This window comes from Blautia sp. BIOML-A1 (genome assembly GCF_009883055.1).
Classification (GTDB): domain Bacteria; phylum Bacillota; class Clostridia; order Lachnospirales; family Lachnospiraceae; genus Blautia_A.
Map to the genome: position 1 here is coordinate 26,328 of NZ_WWVR01000026.1, position 18,114 is coordinate 44,441.

The following is an 18,114-nucleotide window of genomic DNA, read 5'->3' on the forward strand; positions in this document are numbered from 1 at the left end:
TCTTTTTTTATTTTTTGCAATTCATCTCCCACCTGTAGAGGTAGGAGAATTTTTATAAGGCTTTATATATTTTTACAGTTTCATAGCACTGCGGATGCAGTTCTCAATAAATTCTTCTCCCAAATCTGTATTCAGGCTAAGATCAAAGTTTCCGGCTGCTCCCCACATACGATGAGTGTAATAGCGGTAGTTATCTGCACGGAGTTTTTCATTTTTCTGAACCGTAGCTTTGGCTTCTCCCTCGGAGATATTCTGTCTCTGTGCCACTCTTCTTATTCTGCTCACAAAAGGCGCTGAAAAAAATACTTTCAGACAGTTTCCGGAATTTCTGAGAACGTAATCTGCACAACGGCCTACTATGACGCAGTTGCCTTTTTTCGCAAGATTGCGTACAACCTGACATTCTGCCTCGAAAATTTTATCCTTCGGTGCTTCATCCTGCCTGTCTGTATTCAGGTACATCTGATTGACCAGATCATAGAGAAGGCTGTTTGTCATGATCTCCTCGTTTTTCTTAACGAATTCCGGGGTATATCCGGTGGTTCCTGCTGTCATCTGGATGATCTCTGCATCATAAAAATCGTAGCCCAGCTTTTCTGCAAGAACCTTGCCGATATCGTGACCGCCGCTTCCGAACTGTCTTCCAATGGCGATAACATTTTTTCCATAGATTCCTGCTGTCTGTTCTTTTGCTTCGTTCTCGTTTTCTGCAGATACGCTTTCGGGGAAAATCATATCTTTCAGGAATGCAAGTTTCTTAGCGATGAGTCTGGCGATAAAGCCTACCAGAAGGGCAGCAATAACGGTACCTTCTCTTACACCAGCCAGCTTTCCTGCAAATACGAAAGAAAGTACAGCAGCGATTACTGACATGGATACATCAAAACATATCTTGGTTGTTCCGAAATTTGTTTTCCATGTAAGAACAATAGCACGGACAAAAGACTCTCCCGGAAGCATAACAACGTCTGCCAAGACCTCCATATATACACCTACGCCAAGGATCAGACATCCGATAAGAAGATATACAATCTTCATGATGTACGCTTCCGGATTGACCCAGAAAAAAAGAATCATGGTAAGATCAATAAAATATCCAAATATGATGGATACCGGAATCTGAAGGATGTGTTCCAATTTAAAGTTCTTTCTCAGGATGATCAACTGAAGTACGATCAGAAAGATACTGAAAAAGATGGTAAAGTTTCCAAGTGTAAATGGAAAATTAAGACTTAATACGTAAGGAATTGATGAAATCGGGGATGTTCCCAGGTTTGCCTTTGTGATCAGGCTGACTCCCAGGGAGTTTACAAACAATCCTACCAGAAATATTAAATATCGTTTTAATTTCTCCATTTTTTATCCCCTCCTCATTTCATATTTTTTATTGCCGGATCATTTCATATCTGCAAGATTTCGATAGATCCGGCAAAAAATATCCATAAACAGCTTCTGCTCTTCTTCGGAAATACCATTTAATGCAGTTTTTTCTATTTTCTTAAAAGCCTCCTCCACAAGCTTCTGATTTTTCTTTCCAGATTCTGTCATAAAAATATGAAAGGTACGACGGTTTCCATTGAGCATTTTTCTTTCAATCAGATTTTTTTCTTCCATACGGTTTAAAATGGACGTTAAAGATCCTGCCTCAATGAGGCATCCTGCCGCAATCTCTTTCTGGCTGACACCATCATGATCTTTCAGGTAATCTAATACTTTGGGCTGTCCCAAGGTAAGGCCTGTATCTTTCAGCTGTTCCATTAGTTTTTTCTGGATAGTCATATGGTTTATCATAGACAGGTAGTGAAATGAATCATCCATTTATTATTTATCCCCTTCTTTTATTATATAGTATAATTACAATTCAAACATTTAGAATTATAACTATATTTATGGTGTATGTCAACAGCTTCTTTTAATATATTGGAATCTTATACAATGTATCACCATCTTGAGAATATACAGTCCAGATTTGAACCCTATTGAAAAAATGTGGTCAAAAATGAAATCCTTTCTCAGAAAGAGGAAAGTCCGCGTTGCTACTGAACTACCTGAGGCTGTAAAAGCGGCCTTAGAAACAATAAGCACGAATGATTGCAAAGGGTGGTTCCACTCATCTGGAATTTGCGTTAATTAAGAGGATAGCTATAGAATTGCTCTCAAAGCAGCAATTATCTTAACATTCCCCAAATACACTCCAGTAATGTTAGTGCAAGGATAATGTTAATAACACGGAAATGCCGCAGATAAAACTTCTGAATCAGTACGTCCAAGCCAGTCCAAGTACAGGTTGCTGAAGCCTTTTAGAAACGATGCGGATTGCTCTGTGTTTTCTGAGGTCTTCTTACTGAAAGCAATATGAATCGCAAGCCACAGTATATAGGCTGCTCCGATGTACTTCATCACTTCCATTACATTTGGAAGCAAAGAATTAACCCCATATACAAAAATTGCGCATAAGATTTGTACTACATAGTAGCCTGCAAAAATTCCAAAGAACAGCGGCTTTCCTTTTTTATATCCATAGTTTGTTACGGTATTTAATGCCAGAATATTTCCCGGCCCCGGAGTAAAGGCATTTATAACGCAATAAATCAGAAAATTGCTTAGTACCGCCATAGGCATAATCATCAACCACCTTTCTGCTGTTATTATATCAGCAAACAGCGGTACATACATAACACCTATTTTATATGGTTATCCATAGCCTATGACTATGGATTGGCTGGAGCATATTTCCGTAATTCTTCCAGATAGCTTTTTCCAAGTTCACTTAATTCCTGATTTTCATTCAAATTAAAAGTTCAGGAGTTGCTGTTTTTTTTAGATATGCTGGATTTAGAAAATACAAAAAGATTGAACCAGTATGTTTCCGGACAGGTGGAAACTATCAAAGAAATTCACAGTCTGATGACATCCGACCTAAAACGCCACTATACTATTGAAGAGTTGTCAAAACAGTACCTGATGAACACCACTACTTTGAAATCGGTTTTCAAAGCAGTCTATGGAATGCCCATCGCTTCTTACATGAAAGAATACCGTATGAAGTTGGCATCAAATATGCTGTTGCAGGAAGATAAATCTATTTTGGAAATTGCCGCCGCTGTGGGATATAAAAGCCAAAGTAAATTTACATCGGCTTTCCGAGATATATTTCAGATATTACCTACTGCATATCAGAAACTGTATCGTAATCAATAATTTTAATGCAAAACTGCACCCACAATATCCCTGAGTGCAGTTTTGTATCAATCAATATTCTAATGTTTCTTCATTAAGTGGAATATCAAGAACAAGTATCCTATACAAATGCACTTTCCTCTTTTGCTTTCCGCAAATCTTTTAACACTGTTCCTATATCTCCCAAAATAGCAATCCCCTTATCTTCAATGAATTCCGGCAAAAACTGATATTCTGAATTTACGGAGATATAATATGCATCTTTCAAGCTGTTTGTCAGTTCCCAAAACGGTTCCTGTATAAACATCGGTGTCATGCGCCCTACTCCAAGTTCTATGAAGAGAATTTTTCTATCTTTGTTCTTTTGAATGTATTTTGAAATTTTCTCATATTCTTCTTCGTATTTTTTCCCTTGCAGAAAATTCCCATATCCTCTTACCCACGGAAACATTTCCGCACCACAATGAGGGCAGCGAGGAATCAGTTCATCCGGCACCATTGTCCCCTCTCCCATAGCCGCAATCATATCTGCCACAGGTTGTACGGCATCCCATGTTTCATCCTGACAACACTGGGAACACTGGAAGAAACGATGATCTCCTTGAATCTCACTGACCTTTTCTTCCGGATAAATCTTTACAAACTGTGTATCCTGATTAGTCGTTAAGATATGAAAATCCTTTCCCTGCAAGATTCTATCCAAATCCAGATATGGCTCTCTGATAGGGGCATTTTGTGTAGTATTTAAAAAGGTTGCCACATATCCCCAGTGTTCATTTCTTGTAGAAAACCGATGCATCATTCCGCTAAAAGCACCTTTGAATCCATACTTATCTGCAAATTTTCCAAAATGCTCACGAAAAGAAGGGGTATCACTATAATAAAAGTCACCACCTCCAGCCGCTGATAAACCGGATGCTCCGCCTACTACGATACACTCTGCCTCCTGCACTCTGCGAACAAATTCCTGAATCTGTTCCTCATAAGGAAGTGGTTTTTGTTTGCTCAACACTACAGCAGTACCGCCGGATGCATAGGTACTATAGTGTCTGGAATAGTTCATTTGTGTTTTCATTACCAAATTTTCATAACAACTCATTTTTTCATTCTCCTATCTCACAACTGTAATATCTTTAACCACTTTACTTAGTCTATCCTTCCCTTTCTGATTTCCTTTAACGCTACCGTAAGATTACCATCCACACCGATGGATTTTTCTTTGATTTCCTCTGGAATGTAAATTTCGCCCTTGTTAAATGTGATATATCTTGCCTGTGGTTCTACTGCTGCAAGCTGCATCAAAGGAGCTTTAATCATCTGATTTCTCCAACCAATGCCAAATTCCAGAATTACCAGCTTCTTTCCATGTAAATTCTGAATAAATTCTTGATAGAGGGCAGCCTTTTCCTTCCAATTTTTCGTTTCTGTAAACGAGGACATCTCACCCCAATTTACTTCCATATCTCCACCACATTTTGGACATTTCGGCAGTAATTCTTTAGGTACTCTTCCGTTTACTTCCTCTTCTGTCATGGCGAGAACTGCTTTTTGATTAGGATAGACCTCGTCATGACATCTGTTCTTGCACCGCATCTGGGTTAATTTCCCTTCCATTTCAAAAACACGGTCTGCCTCAAAACCTGCCGGCACAAAATGATCCTCCGCATTGGAAGTTACTACGAAATATTCTTTATCCTTTACTAGGGCATAGATGTTTTTCATAATCTCACTCGGCTCATCCTGCATAGCTTTTGCCTTAACAAGTCTGCTTACAAACGCCCACTTTTCTTCTACCTTCATTGGCACTGAAAATCCATGTAAAACACAACGCAGTCCGTATTTTTCTCTGAAATCTCCCATATTTTCCTGAAACCATGCGTCATCTGCAAAAATATTATATCCCTCTGCGATAGACAAACCATTACTGGCTCCAATCAAAATACCATCTGCTTCTTTGATGATTTGACTTATCTCTTGATATACATTCATCTTCATCACATTTCCTTTCCCACTATGTTTTCTTTTAAATCCCGCAGGGTTTCTGCCAAATCTCCTGCTATATAAATGCCTTTGTCTTTTATATGCTCTGGAACTGAGGATTTCTTCTGATTCAGACAGGCATAAAACACCTTTTCATTTTTGTATGTCATTTCCCAAAAAGGAAGTTTAATAATACTGGGTGTCATCTCACCAACCCCCAGCTCCAGCAGTACAACATTCTTATCTGTTCCATTCATGAGATATTTTTTTAGGAAATTCTCATATCGCCTTACACCTTCCCTCCAGTCTTTTCCCTCCAAAAATGTATCATCCCTTACCCAGGGAACCATGATTCTCCCGCACTCATTACATCTTGGCAGAAAACTGACTTGTTCCTCCTTTTGCATACACCACTTTATCTCCTTTTTTATATCAGATTCCACTCTTTTTATTTCGCTTGACTTTTATTTTTTTACTTGTTAAAATCAAAATTACATCAAGCATTAAAATCATACTATCATGTAATTTTTAAAATTGCAAGAAGAAAATTCGAGGTGACAAATGAAATATTCCACAAAGCTTAGTGACACCATTCATATTCTTATATTTATTGCTCTTGGAGATGACGAACAACTCTCCAGCACAAAAATTGCAGAAAGTATCAAGACAAACCCGGCTTATGTCAGACAGCTTATGGCAACCCTGAAAAATGCAGGTATTGTTGTCAACACACAAGGTCATGCGAATGCCGCTCTTGCAAAATCGGCAGATAAAATCAGTATGTATGACATCTACCGAGCCGTAGAGGGCGATAAGCCGCTGCTTCACCTGGACACAGATACCAATCCGGATTGTGGAATCGGTATCAACATTCAATTCGCTATTGGGGACTTCTATCATGAAATTCAAAATATGGTAGATGAAAAAATGAAATCCATTACATTGCAGGATATTATTGACCGGTATTATTTTAAAATCATGAAAGTTAAAAGCCTTTAACTAATCAAGAATAGCAAGCACTGCCTGTGTCATGACACAGGCGAAATCCCCCACACTTTCCTATCGTCTTTGCTACAATTTGCCTTGGGTAGTTACACCTAAAATTGAATAACTGTGCGTCGCATTCTCGTTACTTCAATGATGAGTTAGACGCACTATTTTCTTAAAATTAAATAGAACAAATGTTTACATAATCTTTTCGCATATGCTATAATAAAAACATGGAGAAAAATATATTTAATATTAATAATAATGAACTTTCATATGGTAGAGGATATGTGTATTCTCTGCAGTACCATCTGGTATGGTGTACAAAATACCGGAAAAAGATTTTAAAAGATGGTATTGATGCAGAATGCAAAGAAATGCTCTATGACCTTGCAGAAGAATATAAATTTCAGATTCTGGCAATGGAGGTTATGCCGGATCATATCCATCTGCTTGTAGATTGCAGACCACAGTTTTATATTCCGGATATGATCAAGATCATGAAGGGGAACATTGCCAGGCAGATGTTTCTTGCCCATCCGGAACTGAAGAGGGAACTTTGGGGAGGGCATCTGTGGAATCCATCTTATTGTGCAATAACGGTGAGCGACAGGAGCAGGGAACAGGTATGCTCTTACATCGAAGGGCAAAAAGAAAAACAGAAACCTGAAAGAAGCAGTTTTTAAAACTGTAAGCAGAAAGAGGGAAGAGATGAAGACAGTATCCAGTTATGGTGCAGAATTGCGAAAACAGAATATCCCGATCCGCCAGACACTGGATATTTATCGTTCCGCAGTCAGTTGCCTGACGGAGATTTATGCTCAGATATGGGATGAACTGGCAGCAATCACGGAACCTAAAAAACGTTTTAACACGGCAGAACATCTGGTACATAGCACTAAAAAGAATCAGGCAAGGTTTGATTTTGACCTGTGTTTTCCAAAGATGCCTTCCTATCTGCGAAGGGCAGCTATCCAGCATGCTCTGGGAAGTGTGTCCTCATATAAGACGAGGCTGGAACTGTGGAAAAAAACGAATCAAAAAGGTGGCGAGCCGAAGCTGGTGTGTGATAATCATGCTATGCCGGTATTCTACCGAGATGTGATGTACCGCGAAGATACAGAAGAAAAAGATGGGGCGTACCTGAAACTTTATGATGGTCATGACTGGAAATGGTTCCGGGTCAGTCTCCGTCATACAGATATGGAATATCTCAGAAAAAACTGGGCAGGAAAAAGAGCTGCTGCACCCGTACTGGAAAAAAGGCATCATAAATACTTCCTGCGTTTTTCTTATACAGAAGAGGTGCCGCTTACAAGGGCATCTGCAAAAGAACAGATCATCTGCAGTGTGGATTTAGGACTCAATACGGATGCAGTCTGCACCATTATGCGGTCAGATGGAACTGTCCTGGGAAGAAAGTTTATCAATTTTCTCAGTGAAAAAGACCGGATGTACCGTGTGCTGGGACGGATAAGCAGGTTCCAGCGGAAGCATGGCTCTGTACAGGTGAAAAGCAGATGGGCTTATGCGAAGCGTCTTAACACAGAACTCGGAAGAAAGATCGCAGGAGCAGTTACAGGATATGCGGAAGAAAGCCATGCGGATGTGATCGTGTTTGAGTATCTGGAAATAAAAGGAAAGATATCGGGAAGAAAGAAACAGAAGCTGCATCTGTGGAGGAAAAGGGATATCCAGAAAAGATGTGAACATCAGGCTCACAGGAGAGGAATGCGGATATCCAGGATCTGTGCATGGAATACCAGCAGGCTTGCATATGATGGGTCAGGAACAGTTGTCCGTGATCCGGGCAATCACAGTCTCTGTACATTCCAGAATGGAAAAAGATATAACTGTGATCTTTCGGCATCCTATAATATTGGAGCAAGATATTTTATCCGTGAATTCTTAAAACCCCTTCCGGCAACGGAAAGGTCTTTGCTGGAGGCAAAAGTCCCTTCGGTAAAGCGTAGGATCTCATGTGTATATGCGGACTTAAGAGAATTATTTTCAGAAATGGAACTCTTAAAAACTGCATAAACACAGGCAGATATACAGCGGACTACCTGTGGTGTGGGAACCTGCCATATCTGGCATGGAAAAAGCGCATGACTGCGCATGTCCTAAGTTACAGGCGTATCCGCCGATATTTAGCCTTGTCGCTTAAAGCGACTGAGGAGCACGTGACTTTAATCACGTGAGATCCACATCCACATAATTTCACTATCACTTATGCTAGTAAGTGAATTTTGATGCCAAAAAAGAAACTCAATCTATTTGCCAGTAAATGCAATTATCACCGCCTCATAAGGACGCAATATATTTCCTTCTCTGTCGTCCTCATAATTCCGGATCCAGACTTCCCCGGCTTTCCACTCATCAAGCAATGGGCAGCTAACTTCCTCATCCGTAAAGTTTGTACATATCAGCATCTTTGTATGCTCATCTGTTCTCGTATAGGCGAAAATTCTCTCATCTTCCGGCAGAAGAAGTTCAAATTTTCCATTCACGAATACTGGATTTTCTTTTCTTAAACGAATCAGCTTCTGATAATAGTAAAATACCGAATTTTCATCTTCCAGTGCCTCTTTGGCATTGATTCTGGTATAATTTGGATTCACGGCAAACCATGGTTCTCCTGTTGTGAATCCTCCGTTCTCATCCCCTCTCCACTGCATCGGAGTACGGGCATTATCACGGCTTCTTGCGTAGATAGACTGCATGATTTCTTCTGGCTGATATCCTTTTTCCAGACGCTCTTTGTACATATTCAATGTCTCAATATCTTCATATTCCTCAATGCTGTCAAACTGCACATTCGTCATTCCCAGCTCTTCTCCCTGGTAAATGTAAGGGGTTCCCTGCATTCCATGAAGCATTGTCGCCAGCATTGTTGCCGACTCTTTTCTGTATTTTCCGTCATTTCCCCAACGCGACACGATTCTAGGAAGATCATGGTTATTCATGAACAGACTGTTCCATCCTGTCTGATATAAAGTATTCTGCCACTTTGCAAGGCATTTTTTCAGCTTAACCAGATTCAATGGAATCGTATCCCATTTTTCTTTTCCTTCTTCCTGATCAAGCATAATGTGCTCAAACTGAAAAACCATAGAAAATTCACTGCCATCTGGATTACTATATTTCTTTGCAATTTCCGGTGTTGCTCCCCAGGCTTCTCCAACAGTGATCATATCCCCCTTCTGAAATGTTTCTCTGCTTAGTTCACGCAGAAATTCATGCAGCTTTGGTCCATTATTTGTGATCTTAAGATCTGGCTCTTTTGCAATCTGATCGATTACATCCAGACGAAATCCGCCTGCTCCTTTTTCCATCCACCAGAGAATCATATCATAGAGCTCTCTTCTCACTTTCGGATTCTCCCAGTTCAGATCTGGCTGTTTCACTGAAAACTGATGAAAATAATACTGTCCCAGTTCTGGAACCCACTCCCATGCCGGTCCTCCGAACACAGAATTCATATCATTTGGGTAAATACCTTCTTCTCCATCACGCCACACATAATAATCATGATACGGATTGTCTTTGCTTTTCTTTGCCTCCAAAAACCATCTGTGTTCATCTGAAGTATGATTCAGCACAAGATCCATCATAATTCGAATTCCGCGTTTCTTTGCCTCCGCAAATAACTGTTCCATATCTTCCATTGTTCCGAACATCGGCTCAATATCCTGATAGTCTGAAATATCGTATCCATTGTCATCCTGTGGCGAACGATACACCGGTGAGAGCCAGATTGCATCTATTCCAAGTTTTTTCAAATAATCCAATCTGCTGATAATTCCTGGAATATCACCGATTCCATCTCCATCCGAATCTTGAAAGCTTTTCGGATAAATCTGATATACAACTGCATTTTTCCACCATTTATTCTTATTTCCCATACTCATTCTCGATATCTCTCCGGCAGATTTTCTGATTCTACCGGGATATCCTCTCCTTTCTAACCATATACCTGGCTTATTTTTTTCTATATTTTAACGGAGAAACTCCATATGTTTTTTTGAAGCTTCTGATAAAATAGCTTACATTCTGATATCCACTCTGCATTGCAATCTCTGTAACAGAAATATCCGTATCTTGTAACAGCTGTTTTGCATGCTCTAACCTTAAATGTGTTATATATTGCGAAAGGGTAATATGAAAATGTTCCTTAAAATATCGCGATATATATTTTTCCGAAAGATGAAACTGCTCACTAAATTCTTTTAATGATATCTTTTCCATAAAATTCTGCTGTATATATGAAATCATTTCTTTTTCTATCGTATTTCTCCCGCTTTTATCATTTTCAATTACAAAGCCCTTCTCCCACATTTCAAGAATAAACTGTAAAAGAATTATTTTTGTTTTTATCTGAGCAGTTATTTGGGGCTCAGTTTTCTTGTTTTTTGCCATATATATTTCAACCAACTGCTCACATAGTTCTTTTGCTGTATCTTTTACTCTTGGACTTATCATCAGATGACCATTTTTTAACGGCTCCAATAATTTATCATCCAATATGTCATTTATGCAAAAAGATATGTATTTTAACGGAAAAAGGAAAGTAAAATAATCCACTGTATCAGTCTGTGAACCCATAAAATGCAGATTACCCGGCGACACTACAAAAGCATCTCCGGGGGTTCCAATATAATTTTCTCCTGATATACTAACAGTCAAAAAACCGCTTTTTACATATATAATTTCCAGTTCATCATGCCAATGAACCGGTATCTGAAATGATTGTCCTTCATTTTTTATATGATATGTACTAAACGGATCATCCTTTGTACCATGTGGTTTATTTTCCTTTAATTCAAAGTACATACTCTCTCCTATACTTCTACAAGACCTTTACTCTTCCATTTTCCACTCTTCCATCTAAGTACCATTCCCACTGCTCTCGCACATTCGTCACCTGCCATAGCAATATATGCTCCTACAGCCAGAAATCCCATGTGTATTCCGAGAAAATAGGTTCCGCCAACTGCAAACAAATACATAAATATCGCACCTAATATAACCGGAAAAAATGCGTCTCCGCTCGTTTTTAACGCCTGCCCATATACAAGGTTTGTTACCCTTCCAAGTTCAAGAAATATATCTACTATTAACAACTTTACCACAAGATTTATCATCTGTATATCATCCGTAAATATATGCACGATAAAATGTCCCGCAAATGCAAAGGTCACGGAAAAGCATGTCGCTGTGATGATACCATATATCGCAGCTTTTCTCGTCCCCCTGTTACATTCCTCAAACTCTTTTGCTCCAATTCTCCAGCCGGTCATAATTGCATTTGCCTGAGCAAGGGCAGCTCCCACGCAATACGAAAAATTTGCAATCTGTATCGCATATGAACGCGCTGTAACATTCATTCCATCCACATCCATCTGATTCATAAAACGCACTATAAATGTCATTGCGATGTTGTAAAGTGCTGTTTCAAGCGCAGAAGGAAAACCAATCTTAACAATCTGTGCAAATATCTTTCTTGATGTAATTCGCTCAGGACTCTGCTTTGCTTTTATAAGTACAGCCCCCATGCCGGCTACAATAATAAGATTTACAACTCTCGAAATAACCGTGGCAACAGCAACTCCCATCACACCCCAGTTGAATGCAAATAAAAATACTGAATTAAGTATTATATTGAGAACATTTCCAACAACAGTTCCTATCAAAGAATGTTTTGTATATCCAAACACTCTCAAATAACTGGAGAAAATAGGAATCAGTGCATTTAAAAAACATGTGCCGCCAACAATTTTAAGATATATTTCAGCCGGCTCAAGCAAAGCCGGAGCAATACTTACAATTCTAAGTATCCCACCAGAAAAAGTAGCAAGAACGACAGACATTACGATACCTATCAATGCGTTGAATATAAGTCCAAGTTGCCTTGCCTGATATGCTATCCCCGGTCTTCCAGCTCCGATATTTTGTGACATAACGGCTATCATACCCGATGATATTACTCCAAACATAATAATAAAAACACCTATATATGTATTTGCTGTTCCCACTCCTCCTACAGCCTGATCACTTACAGATGATAGCATAAGCGTATCAACCATACCTGAAAGCATATAAAATAAAGTTTCTAAGCATATTGGCACAGATAGCTGTGTTAATGTTTTTCTTTCCGCTGCCATAGTTTTTCTCCTCACATACAATTCAAGAATACCATATCAATAATACGATATATTTCTATGTAATTCTTGTATAATATCATGTGAAAATTGCACTATTTCTACTTTATCTTAAAGAGCACTGGGTGTGAGCTATATGGAATAAAAGAAAAAGACTACATTTTATATTCTGTTCAATCCATTTAGTCGGCGTCATAACAATTGATTACTCATGCTTACAAGGATTTGCAAATCAGGATAACTTTTTCCGTTTTCCCAATTTGAAACAGTTTGCCTGGTAACATGAAATAATTTACCAAACTCCTCTAACCAGTAGGAAATGTTGCATGATTAAGCTGCTGTTTTGGCTGCCTTGATATTTCTTAGGTTGACGGCTAGATACGCATTAGAGATGTCTCCATCCAAATGCTGTTTAGATTTATCATACATACAAAATGGAAGTTATCTATTTTTCCTCTTCGTTAAGACCTAGTTCATTACATATTACTTGCTATCCCTGATACCTTATTCTTTCTACCAGCGTTTCCTTTTTCAGATTACTGCTTAAAACGCAGGAAAGTACAATCTGCAACAGACCGACCAAAAAAATCATAATAAAAATTGGTACGATTGGAACATGATAGATATTCATTCCAAATATTCCATTATGTTTTGCATAGGAAAAAAGTGCATAGCCGAGCGGCAGACCAATGATCAAAGCTACGCATATGGTACCAACCGTAAACATCATTCCCTGTAACTGCAGACATAAATTTAATTGTTTATTTGTCATACCCACAGCCTGTAATACACCATATTCCTGCTTTTTTGTCGTAATATTCATAATTATGGTGTTTGCCATATTCATAAAACCGATGAGTCCTACAACCGCCATAAACAGATAACAGCCAAGCTTCATCATGCGAGCTGTGAATTCTGCAGATTGTAACTGTGCATGATAGATATCCATTTTTATATGCGAAGTATTAGAAATCAAAGTATTCAGACTCTGTTCCACAGATGCAACATCTTTTTTATCACAGTCCACCCACAGATAGCCATAGGCTGTTCCCCTCGGATTCATGGAACGGTATACACCTTCCGGAATGACAAGATAAGTGTCCGCGCTTACAAAGGATCCTGCAATCTTTCCCTGATAGGTATAGGTTTCACTTCCATTCTCAAAGTCAAATGCAATGGATTCACCCGGAGCATATCCATCTTGTTCCATCCACATCAACCAACCAAAGAAAATTTCACCATTCTTTACCGCCTGATCATAGTCCATAGAGCCAATATCCCCGTCTTGGCGCATAAAATCAAAATCATTTTTACTCACAATATCAGCCGGAAATCTTGTTCCGTTCAGATTTACAGAGACAATCTCTCTCGTCATGACATCTGTCACTCCTGGAATGCTTTTGATTTCTTCAATCATTGAATCATTCAATGGATTATCCGTCAGAATCGTATCCAGATTATTCTCCGGATATCTTTCATCGTACTCAGCAGAATAGTCAAGCTGCAGTTCAAATTGTCCATGATTAACAGAAAGACGTGCTTCATGCTCCGTATCAATATTTCCTACATAATTAGAGATAATCACAAACAATGCGCAGGAAAGCCCCAGTGTGAGGATGGTACCAATGGTTCTTTTTGGATTACCCGTTATATTTGCCATTGCCATAGAAAACACGGTGACATTTTTTCTGCCATTTCGTTTTCCTTTTTTGTGTGTTTCTGCATTTTCTAAATACCGTGTTGCTTCGATAGGTGAAATCCGTGAAACAATTTTCATTGGTTTACGCAGCGCCAAAGCAACGGTAAAAAATGACACGAAAATACATAGAAGCATAACAGGCAGGGAAAACAGTGGCATCTGCTGATTTTGGACTCCCATAGAGCCAGTTCCGGTTGATACAAGGTTTCCCTGTTCTACCAGCCAGTTAAAACCGCATTTTGCAATCAGAAAACCAAGAAGCAATCCAACTGGTATTGAAGAAATTGTCAAAAACATACCCTCTCTGAAGATCAGTTGTTTCATCTGCTTTTTTGTCGCTCCCAGAGCCTTGATTTTTCCATACTCCTGTATCTTGTTGGCAATACCGACCTGAAAAATATTATAAATGACCACAACAGAGAAAAGTACAATTGCAAGAATCAAAACCCCGCATACCGCAATCGTTTCATAACTCGGCTGCAAGACCCATTGCAAATAGAGATCATTGACTATAACGTTTTTTTCTTCGATCCCACAAGCTGCTGCAATCTGCTTTATAATCGAATCAATATTATTCATAGATACATTTGCAGAATCATTTAAAGTAAAATAAATATTATACTGTCTGTCATTCTCTGCGACGTGCTCATCATAAAACTCCTGTGACCCGAAAGCAACATAAGATGCCTCGATGGTATACTCATCCCGATCATATAGGATTCCGCTGACAACAAATTCTTCCAGCTTATATTCTGACTGCATCCCTGCGCGGTAATCCAGTGTAACCGTATCTCCGATCTTTACATCACCATACCCCATTGCACGAAAAAATGCTCTTCCTGCGGCAATTTCCTGCATTTTTTCCGGATACTTTCCTTCCTTCAACTCATATTCTTTATTATAAGGAAGCATTTTTCTTGCAGTCTCATCCATGCAGACAAACCCGCCTTTTTCATTGCCTTTTATGATACCTTCGGTGCACATAGTGCCTGTAGCATCTATTTCCGCACGGCGGTTTACTTCTTTTAACTGCGATCCGTCTGCGGAAACAAACAGACCATAATTGCTTCCATATGATCCTGCCGCCTGACTTTTCTGTAAATGAATTACCCCATTTCCCACAGTACTGATGATAACAAGCAGCATCGTGGTCAGACAGATTGCCATCATGATCAGTATACTTCTTGTCCTGTTCCTTTTGTCATTGCTATATGCAATCCTGCTTATTGTCTTCATCTGAAATCCACCACCTGTCCGTCCTCAATCACCAGAATACGGTCAGCGACCTGTGCAATTTCGTCATCATGGGTAATCATTACAATTGTCTGTCCATATTTTTTTGCTGTCATCTTAAGCAGAGCGATTACCTCATCACTGGTCTTAGAATCAAGATTTCCTGTCGGCTCATCTGCAAATATAATTTCCGGACGATTCACCAGTGCTCTTGCAATTGCTACTCTCTGCTGCTGTCCTCCGGATAACTGATTTGGCAGATTATAAATCCGGTTTTCAATCCCCAGAGTTGCAATAATATCATTTACATACGCTTCATCCACTTTTCTTCCATCCAACCCCAGTGGCAGTACAATATTTTCCCAGACATTAACAGATGAAACCAGATTAAATGCCTGAAAAACAAATCCGATTTTTCTTCTGCGGAAAACAGCAAGGGCATCTTCCTTCATCCTGTATAAATCTTTCCCTGCTAAAGTAACACTGCCTTTTGTCGGGGTGTCTAGCCCTCCAAGCATATGAAGTAATGTACTTTTACCGGAACCTGACTTTCCAACAATTGCGACAAATTCTCCCTGCTCAATCTGAATGTCCACCTGATTGACCGCTTTGACCTGATTCTCACCTGCGCCATAAAACTTACAAAGCTGCTTGGTTTCTAATATCACACTCATGTGTTGCCTCCTTTTCATCTTACATCCAAATTGTATCAGGACAATCTTTCATTTCACTTTCAAAAAACAAGCAGAAATCTTACAGAACTGTAAGATTTCTGCTCACTTAAAATTTAACCAACATATGGTAATTGAATCACAAACGTGCTTCCTTTTTTCTTTTTGCCGGAGGTTACCGTAATCGTACCTGCGTGTTTTTCGATAATTTCTCTCGATAGAAAAAGTCCGATTCCTGTACCACTCTTTTCCATGACCTCCTTGGAACTTCCTCTGTAAAATCGTTGAAAAATTTTGTGATACTCATTCTGCGGAATACCAATTCCCTGATCCTCAATTTCCATTCTTACAAGATAGTTTCTTTTTTGTAACCGGATAAATATTTTTGAACCACACGGACTGTACTTGACCGCATTGTCCAGAACGTTGATCACAGCTTCACCAAGCCACCTTTTATCCTGCATAATCGTGCATGTTTCCAGCTCTTTTTCATAGTCAAAAACGAATTCAATTTCTTTCTCATCCGCTTTAGGATAAGTGCGGTTCACAGCAGATATGACAGTATCCATAAGCGGAAGTTTTTTCTTATTAATCTGAATCAGTCCAGTTTCCATCTTGGATATTTCAAGAAGCGACTGCAATAATGTCTCCAGACCATCCAGAGCACTCCGACAACGGATACGAAACTCCTCCTGTTCTGTGGCATTTAAGTCATTCTGCATCAGCACACTAAAACATGTATCCAAAGCTGCAACCGGTGTCTTTAACTGGTGAGAAATATCAGAAACCATTTCTTTCGTGTTCTCCTTTTCTGCCCTTGCTTCTTCCTTTATCAACTGAATATGATGTCCGATTGCTTCAAGCTGGTCATTCAATTTTTCCAGTTCTGCATGATTTTCCGTTTTCAGTAAATCATCAAATTTATTTTCACGGAATCTGATCAGAATTTCTTCCAACTGGTCTAAAATTTTCTGATGACACGCATCTTCTTTTTTCTTCCAATAAAGTAAAAAAGTCAAAAGAAGCACGCATATCACAGTGCTTACAGCACCGGTCACCATAACCTGATACCGGAATTGCGAATAAAATGCATTCCCTTTATTCCCCCAGTATCCATATTGCTCCAATAATCGCCTTCCCTGTTCGTTAGTTTCAATATCCTTATCCTTAAGCAATTCCGAAACAGCATCCAGCCCGGAAAATTCTTCCTTTGCAGCAATCTCTGTCATAAGATTCATTTTATATTTATAATCTTCATAAAACACATACGTGGTAAAGCAATTTAATATTGCAAACAATAATATGACGGGTAATACCAAGGAGAGCACTACTGTAATCTTCTTGCGATATCTCTTTGTCACTGCCTTACCTCCTGATTCCATATATACCCAAGACCTCTGATATTCTTTATATAGACCGGTGCAGCCGGATTGTCTTCGATTTTCTCACGGAGTCTTCTGATATTGACAGCGATTGTATTTTCATCCACAAAATCCCCTTCCAGATCAAACACATTTTCCAATATTTGTGTTTTTGAAAGAATCTGTTTCGGATTCTGAAGAAAAAAAGTCAGCATTTTCAACTCCGTTTTTGTCAGACTGATTTCACGACTCTTTACCAGGACTTTCATTTCTCCTGCGATAAATACGATATCTCCCGAAATCATCTTTCCGGCTTCCGTTTTCTCCTGTCTGCGGCGGAAATGTGCTTCTATTTTCAAAAGAAGTACCGAAAGACTAAACGGCTTTGTAATATAATCATCTGCCCCTGCTTCATATCCCATGACCTGATCCATCTCCTGATCTAGTGCTGTAAGACAAATAATGTATGTATTATAATTGCATCTCATCCACCTTACAAATTCCAGTCCATTCCCATCCGGAAGATTCACATCACAAATGGTAACATCCACATTATTATCACTTGCAATTCTTTTCGCTTTTTTCACTGATTCTGCTGAAAAAACCTCATATCCGGATTTTTTCAGTGAAAATGTAATTCCACGATTTAAATTTTCATCATCTTCAACCACGAGTATACCTGGCATAGCATCTGCACCTCTCTTTATTAACTAAGTTAGCAACCACCAGTTCAACTGGTGGTTTATCCCTGGCCCTCCAAAGGGCCATTGTTACTGCTCGCCCCAAAGAGCGGTATCGCAAGCACTTTTACTGGCCCGCTATAAAGCGGTACTACTGGAATC

The 18,114-nt window shown here is 39.2% G+C and carries 18 protein-coding genes; 4 read left to right on the forward strand and 14 right to left on the reverse strand.

The window, feature by feature from the left end:
- Positions 1–72 precede the first annotated feature (72 nt).
- The 3 genes from GT674_RS11815 to GT674_RS11830 form a co-directional block, all read right to left on the reverse strand.
- A complete protein-coding gene (locus GT674_RS11815) occupies positions 73–1,356 on the reverse strand; it encodes a cytidylate kinase family protein (protein WP_161285884.1) in 1,284 nt (427 codons plus the stop codon).
- Positions 1,357–1,395: 39 nt separating this feature from the next.
- Positions 1,396–1,818 (reverse strand): MarR family winged helix-turn-helix transcriptional regulator, encoded by a 423-nt coding sequence (locus tag GT674_RS11820; protein WP_161285885.1) that lies wholly within the window; start codon positions 1,816–1,818, stop codon positions 1,396–1,398.
- Positions 1,819–2,220: 402 nt separating this feature from the next.
- A complete protein-coding gene (locus tag GT674_RS11830) occupies positions 2,221–2,622 on the reverse strand; it encodes a LysE family transporter (RefSeq protein ID WP_243149113.1) in 402 nt (133 codons plus the stop codon).
- Positions 2,623–2,826: 204 nt separating this feature from the next.
- Here GT674_RS11830 and GT674_RS11835 point away from each other — a divergent pair, with 204 nt between their 5' ends.
- Complete coding sequence (locus tag GT674_RS11835; RefSeq protein ID WP_161285887.1) at positions 2,827–3,201, forward strand: helix-turn-helix domain-containing protein; 375 nt, start codon at positions 2,827–2,829, stop codon at positions 3,199–3,201.
- 100 nt (positions 3,202–3,301) lie between these two features.
- Here GT674_RS11835 and GT674_RS11840 read toward each other — a convergent pair whose 3' ends face one another.
- Genes GT674_RS11840 through GT674_RS17430 form a run of 3 tightly spaced genes read right to left on the reverse strand, consistent with a single transcriptional unit; the run spans position 3,302 to position 5,603 of the window.
- Positions 3,302–4,279: an NAD-dependent protein deacetylase gene (locus GT674_RS11840; protein ID WP_161285888.1), complete on the reverse strand. Its 978-nt coding sequence runs from the start codon at positions 4,277–4,279 to the stop codon at positions 3,302–3,304.
- 47 nt (positions 4,280–4,326) lie between these two features.
- A complete protein-coding gene (locus GT674_RS11845) occupies positions 4,327–5,175 on the reverse strand; it encodes an NAD-dependent protein deacetylase, SIR2 family (RefSeq protein ID WP_161285889.1) in 849 nt (282 codons plus the stop codon).
- Positions 5,175–5,603: a hypothetical protein gene (locus GT674_RS17430; protein ID WP_243149114.1), complete on the reverse strand. Its 429-nt coding sequence runs from the start codon at positions 5,601–5,603 to the stop codon at positions 5,175–5,177. Before GT674_RS17430 ends, GT674_RS11845 begins: the two co-directional genes overlap by 1 nt.
- 118 nt (positions 5,604–5,721) lie before the next feature.
- Between GT674_RS17430 and GT674_RS11855 the strand changes: the two genes are divergently transcribed.
- From GT674_RS11855 to GT674_RS11865, 3 genes are all read left to right on the forward strand, one after another.
- Positions 5,722–6,159, forward strand: a complete 438-nt coding sequence (locus tag GT674_RS11855; protein ID WP_161285890.1) for an Rrf2 family transcriptional regulator — start codon at positions 5,722–5,724, stop codon at positions 6,157–6,159.
- 221 nt (positions 6,160–6,380) lie between these two features.
- A complete protein-coding gene (gene tnpA, locus GT674_RS11860; RefSeq protein ID WP_161285891.1) occupies positions 6,381–6,833 on the forward strand; it encodes an IS200/IS605 family transposase in 453 nt (150 codons plus the stop codon).
- 25 nt (positions 6,834–6,858) lie between these two features.
- Positions 6,859–8,187 (forward strand): transposase, encoded by a 1,329-nt coding sequence (locus GT674_RS11865; RefSeq protein WP_161285892.1) that lies wholly within the window; start codon positions 6,859–6,861, stop codon positions 8,185–8,187.
- 233 nt (positions 8,188–8,420) lie between these two features.
- On the opposite strand, the gene GT674_RS11870 is transcribed toward GT674_RS11865, so the two are convergent.
- The 8 genes from GT674_RS11870 to GT674_RS11905 all read right to left on the reverse strand — a co-directional run bounded on the left by GT674_RS11870 (position 8,421) and on the right by GT674_RS11905 (position 17,958).
- Positions 8,421–10,052 (reverse strand): glycoside hydrolase family 13 protein, encoded by a 1,632-nt coding sequence (locus tag GT674_RS11870; RefSeq protein WP_161285899.1) that lies wholly within the window; start codon positions 10,050–10,052, stop codon positions 8,421–8,423.
- Between the two features lie 76 nt (positions 10,053–10,128).
- Positions 10,129–10,980, reverse strand: a complete 852-nt coding sequence (locus GT674_RS11875; RefSeq protein ID WP_161285893.1) for an AraC family transcriptional regulator — start codon at positions 10,978–10,980, stop codon at positions 10,129–10,131.
- 8 nt (positions 10,981–10,988) lie between these two features.
- On the reverse strand, positions 10,989–12,311 hold the full coding sequence (locus GT674_RS11880; RefSeq protein ID WP_161285894.1) for an MATE family efflux transporter: 1,323 nt from the start codon (positions 12,309–12,311) through the stop codon (positions 10,989–10,991).
- 189 nt (positions 12,312–12,500) lie between these two features.
- Positions 12,501–12,629 carry a helix-turn-helix transcriptional regulator gene (locus GT674_RS17925; RefSeq protein ID WP_161285900.1) on the reverse strand — a complete coding sequence of 43 codons (129 nt, stop codon included), beginning with the start codon at positions 12,627–12,629 and terminating at the stop codon, positions 12,501–12,503.
- A 169-nt stretch (positions 12,630–12,798) separates the two neighbouring features.
- Positions 12,799–15,243: an ABC transporter permease gene (locus GT674_RS11890; RefSeq protein ID WP_161285895.1), complete on the reverse strand. Its 2,445-nt coding sequence runs from the start codon at positions 15,241–15,243 to the stop codon at positions 12,799–12,801.
- Positions 15,240–15,914: an ABC transporter ATP-binding protein gene (locus tag GT674_RS11895; RefSeq protein ID WP_006426335.1), complete on the reverse strand. Its 675-nt coding sequence runs from the start codon at positions 15,912–15,914 to the stop codon at positions 15,240–15,242. The genes GT674_RS11890 and GT674_RS11895 overlap by 4 nt, the downstream gene beginning before the upstream one ends.
- Before the next feature lie 113 nt (positions 15,915–16,027).
- Positions 16,028–17,293 (reverse strand): sensor histidine kinase, encoded by a 1,266-nt coding sequence (locus tag GT674_RS11900; RefSeq protein WP_161285896.1) that lies wholly within the window; start codon positions 17,291–17,293, stop codon positions 16,028–16,030.
- On the reverse strand, positions 17,269–17,958 hold the full coding sequence (locus GT674_RS11905; RefSeq protein ID WP_161285897.1) for a response regulator transcription factor: 690 nt from the start codon (positions 17,956–17,958) through the stop codon (positions 17,269–17,271). The genes GT674_RS11900 and GT674_RS11905 overlap by 25 nt, the downstream gene beginning before the upstream one ends.
- Between the last annotated feature and the right edge of the window lie 156 nt (positions 17,959–18,114).

Coding starts and splice junctions, on each gene's coding strand:
- GT674_RS11900 (WP_161285896.1), bottom strand. CDS start 17,293: ATGGAATCAGGAGGTAAGGCAGTGACAAAGAGATATCGCAAGAAGATT.
- GT674_RS11845 (WP_161285889.1), bottom strand. CDS start 5,175: ATGAAGATGAATGTATATCAAGAGATAAGTCAAATCATCAAAGAAGCA.
- GT674_RS11855 (WP_161285890.1), top strand. CDS start 5,722: ATGAAATATTCCACAAAGCTTAGTGACACCATTCATATTCTTATATTT.
- GT674_RS11905 (WP_161285897.1), bottom strand. CDS start 17,958: ATGCCAGGTATACTCGTGGTTGAAGATGATGAAAATTTAAATCGTGGA.
- GT674_RS11890 (WP_161285895.1), bottom strand. CDS start 15,243: ATGAAGACAATAAGCAGGATTGCATATAGCAATGACAAAAGGAACAGG.
- GT674_RS11870 (WP_161285899.1), bottom strand. CDS start 10,052: ATGGGAAATAAGAATAAATGGTGGAAAAATGCAGTTGTATATCAGATT.
- tnpA (WP_161285891.1), top strand. CDS start 6,381: ATGGAGAAAAATATATTTAATATTAATAATAATGAACTTTCATATGGT.
- GT674_RS11840 (WP_161285888.1), bottom strand. CDS start 4,279: ATGAGTTGTTATGAAAATTTGGTAATGAAAACACAAATGAACTATTCC.
- GT674_RS11875 (WP_161285893.1), bottom strand. CDS start 10,980: ATGTACTTTGAATTAAAGGAAAATAAACCACATGGTACAAAGGATGAT.
- GT674_RS11830 (WP_243149113.1), bottom strand. CDS start 2,622: ATGCCTATGGCGGTACTAAGCAATTTTCTGATTTATTGCGTTATAAAT.
- GT674_RS11815 (WP_161285884.1), bottom strand. CDS start 1,356: ATGGAGAAATTAAAACGATATTTAATATTTCTGGTAGGATTGTTTGTA.
- GT674_RS11865 (WP_161285892.1), top strand. CDS start 6,859: ATGAAGACAGTATCCAGTTATGGTGCAGAATTGCGAAAACAGAATATC.
- GT674_RS11895 (WP_006426335.1), bottom strand. CDS start 15,914: ATGAGTGTGATATTAGAAACCAAGCAGCTTTGTAAGTTTTATGGCGCA.
- GT674_RS11880 (WP_161285894.1), bottom strand. CDS start 12,311: ATGGCAGCGGAAAGAAAAACATTAACACAGCTATCTGTGCCAATATGC.
- GT674_RS11835 (WP_161285887.1), top strand. CDS start 2,827: ATGCTGGATTTAGAAAATACAAAAAGATTGAACCAGTATGTTTCCGGA.
- GT674_RS11820 (WP_161285885.1), bottom strand. CDS start 1,818: ATGGATGATTCATTTCACTACCTGTCTATGATAAACCATATGACTATC.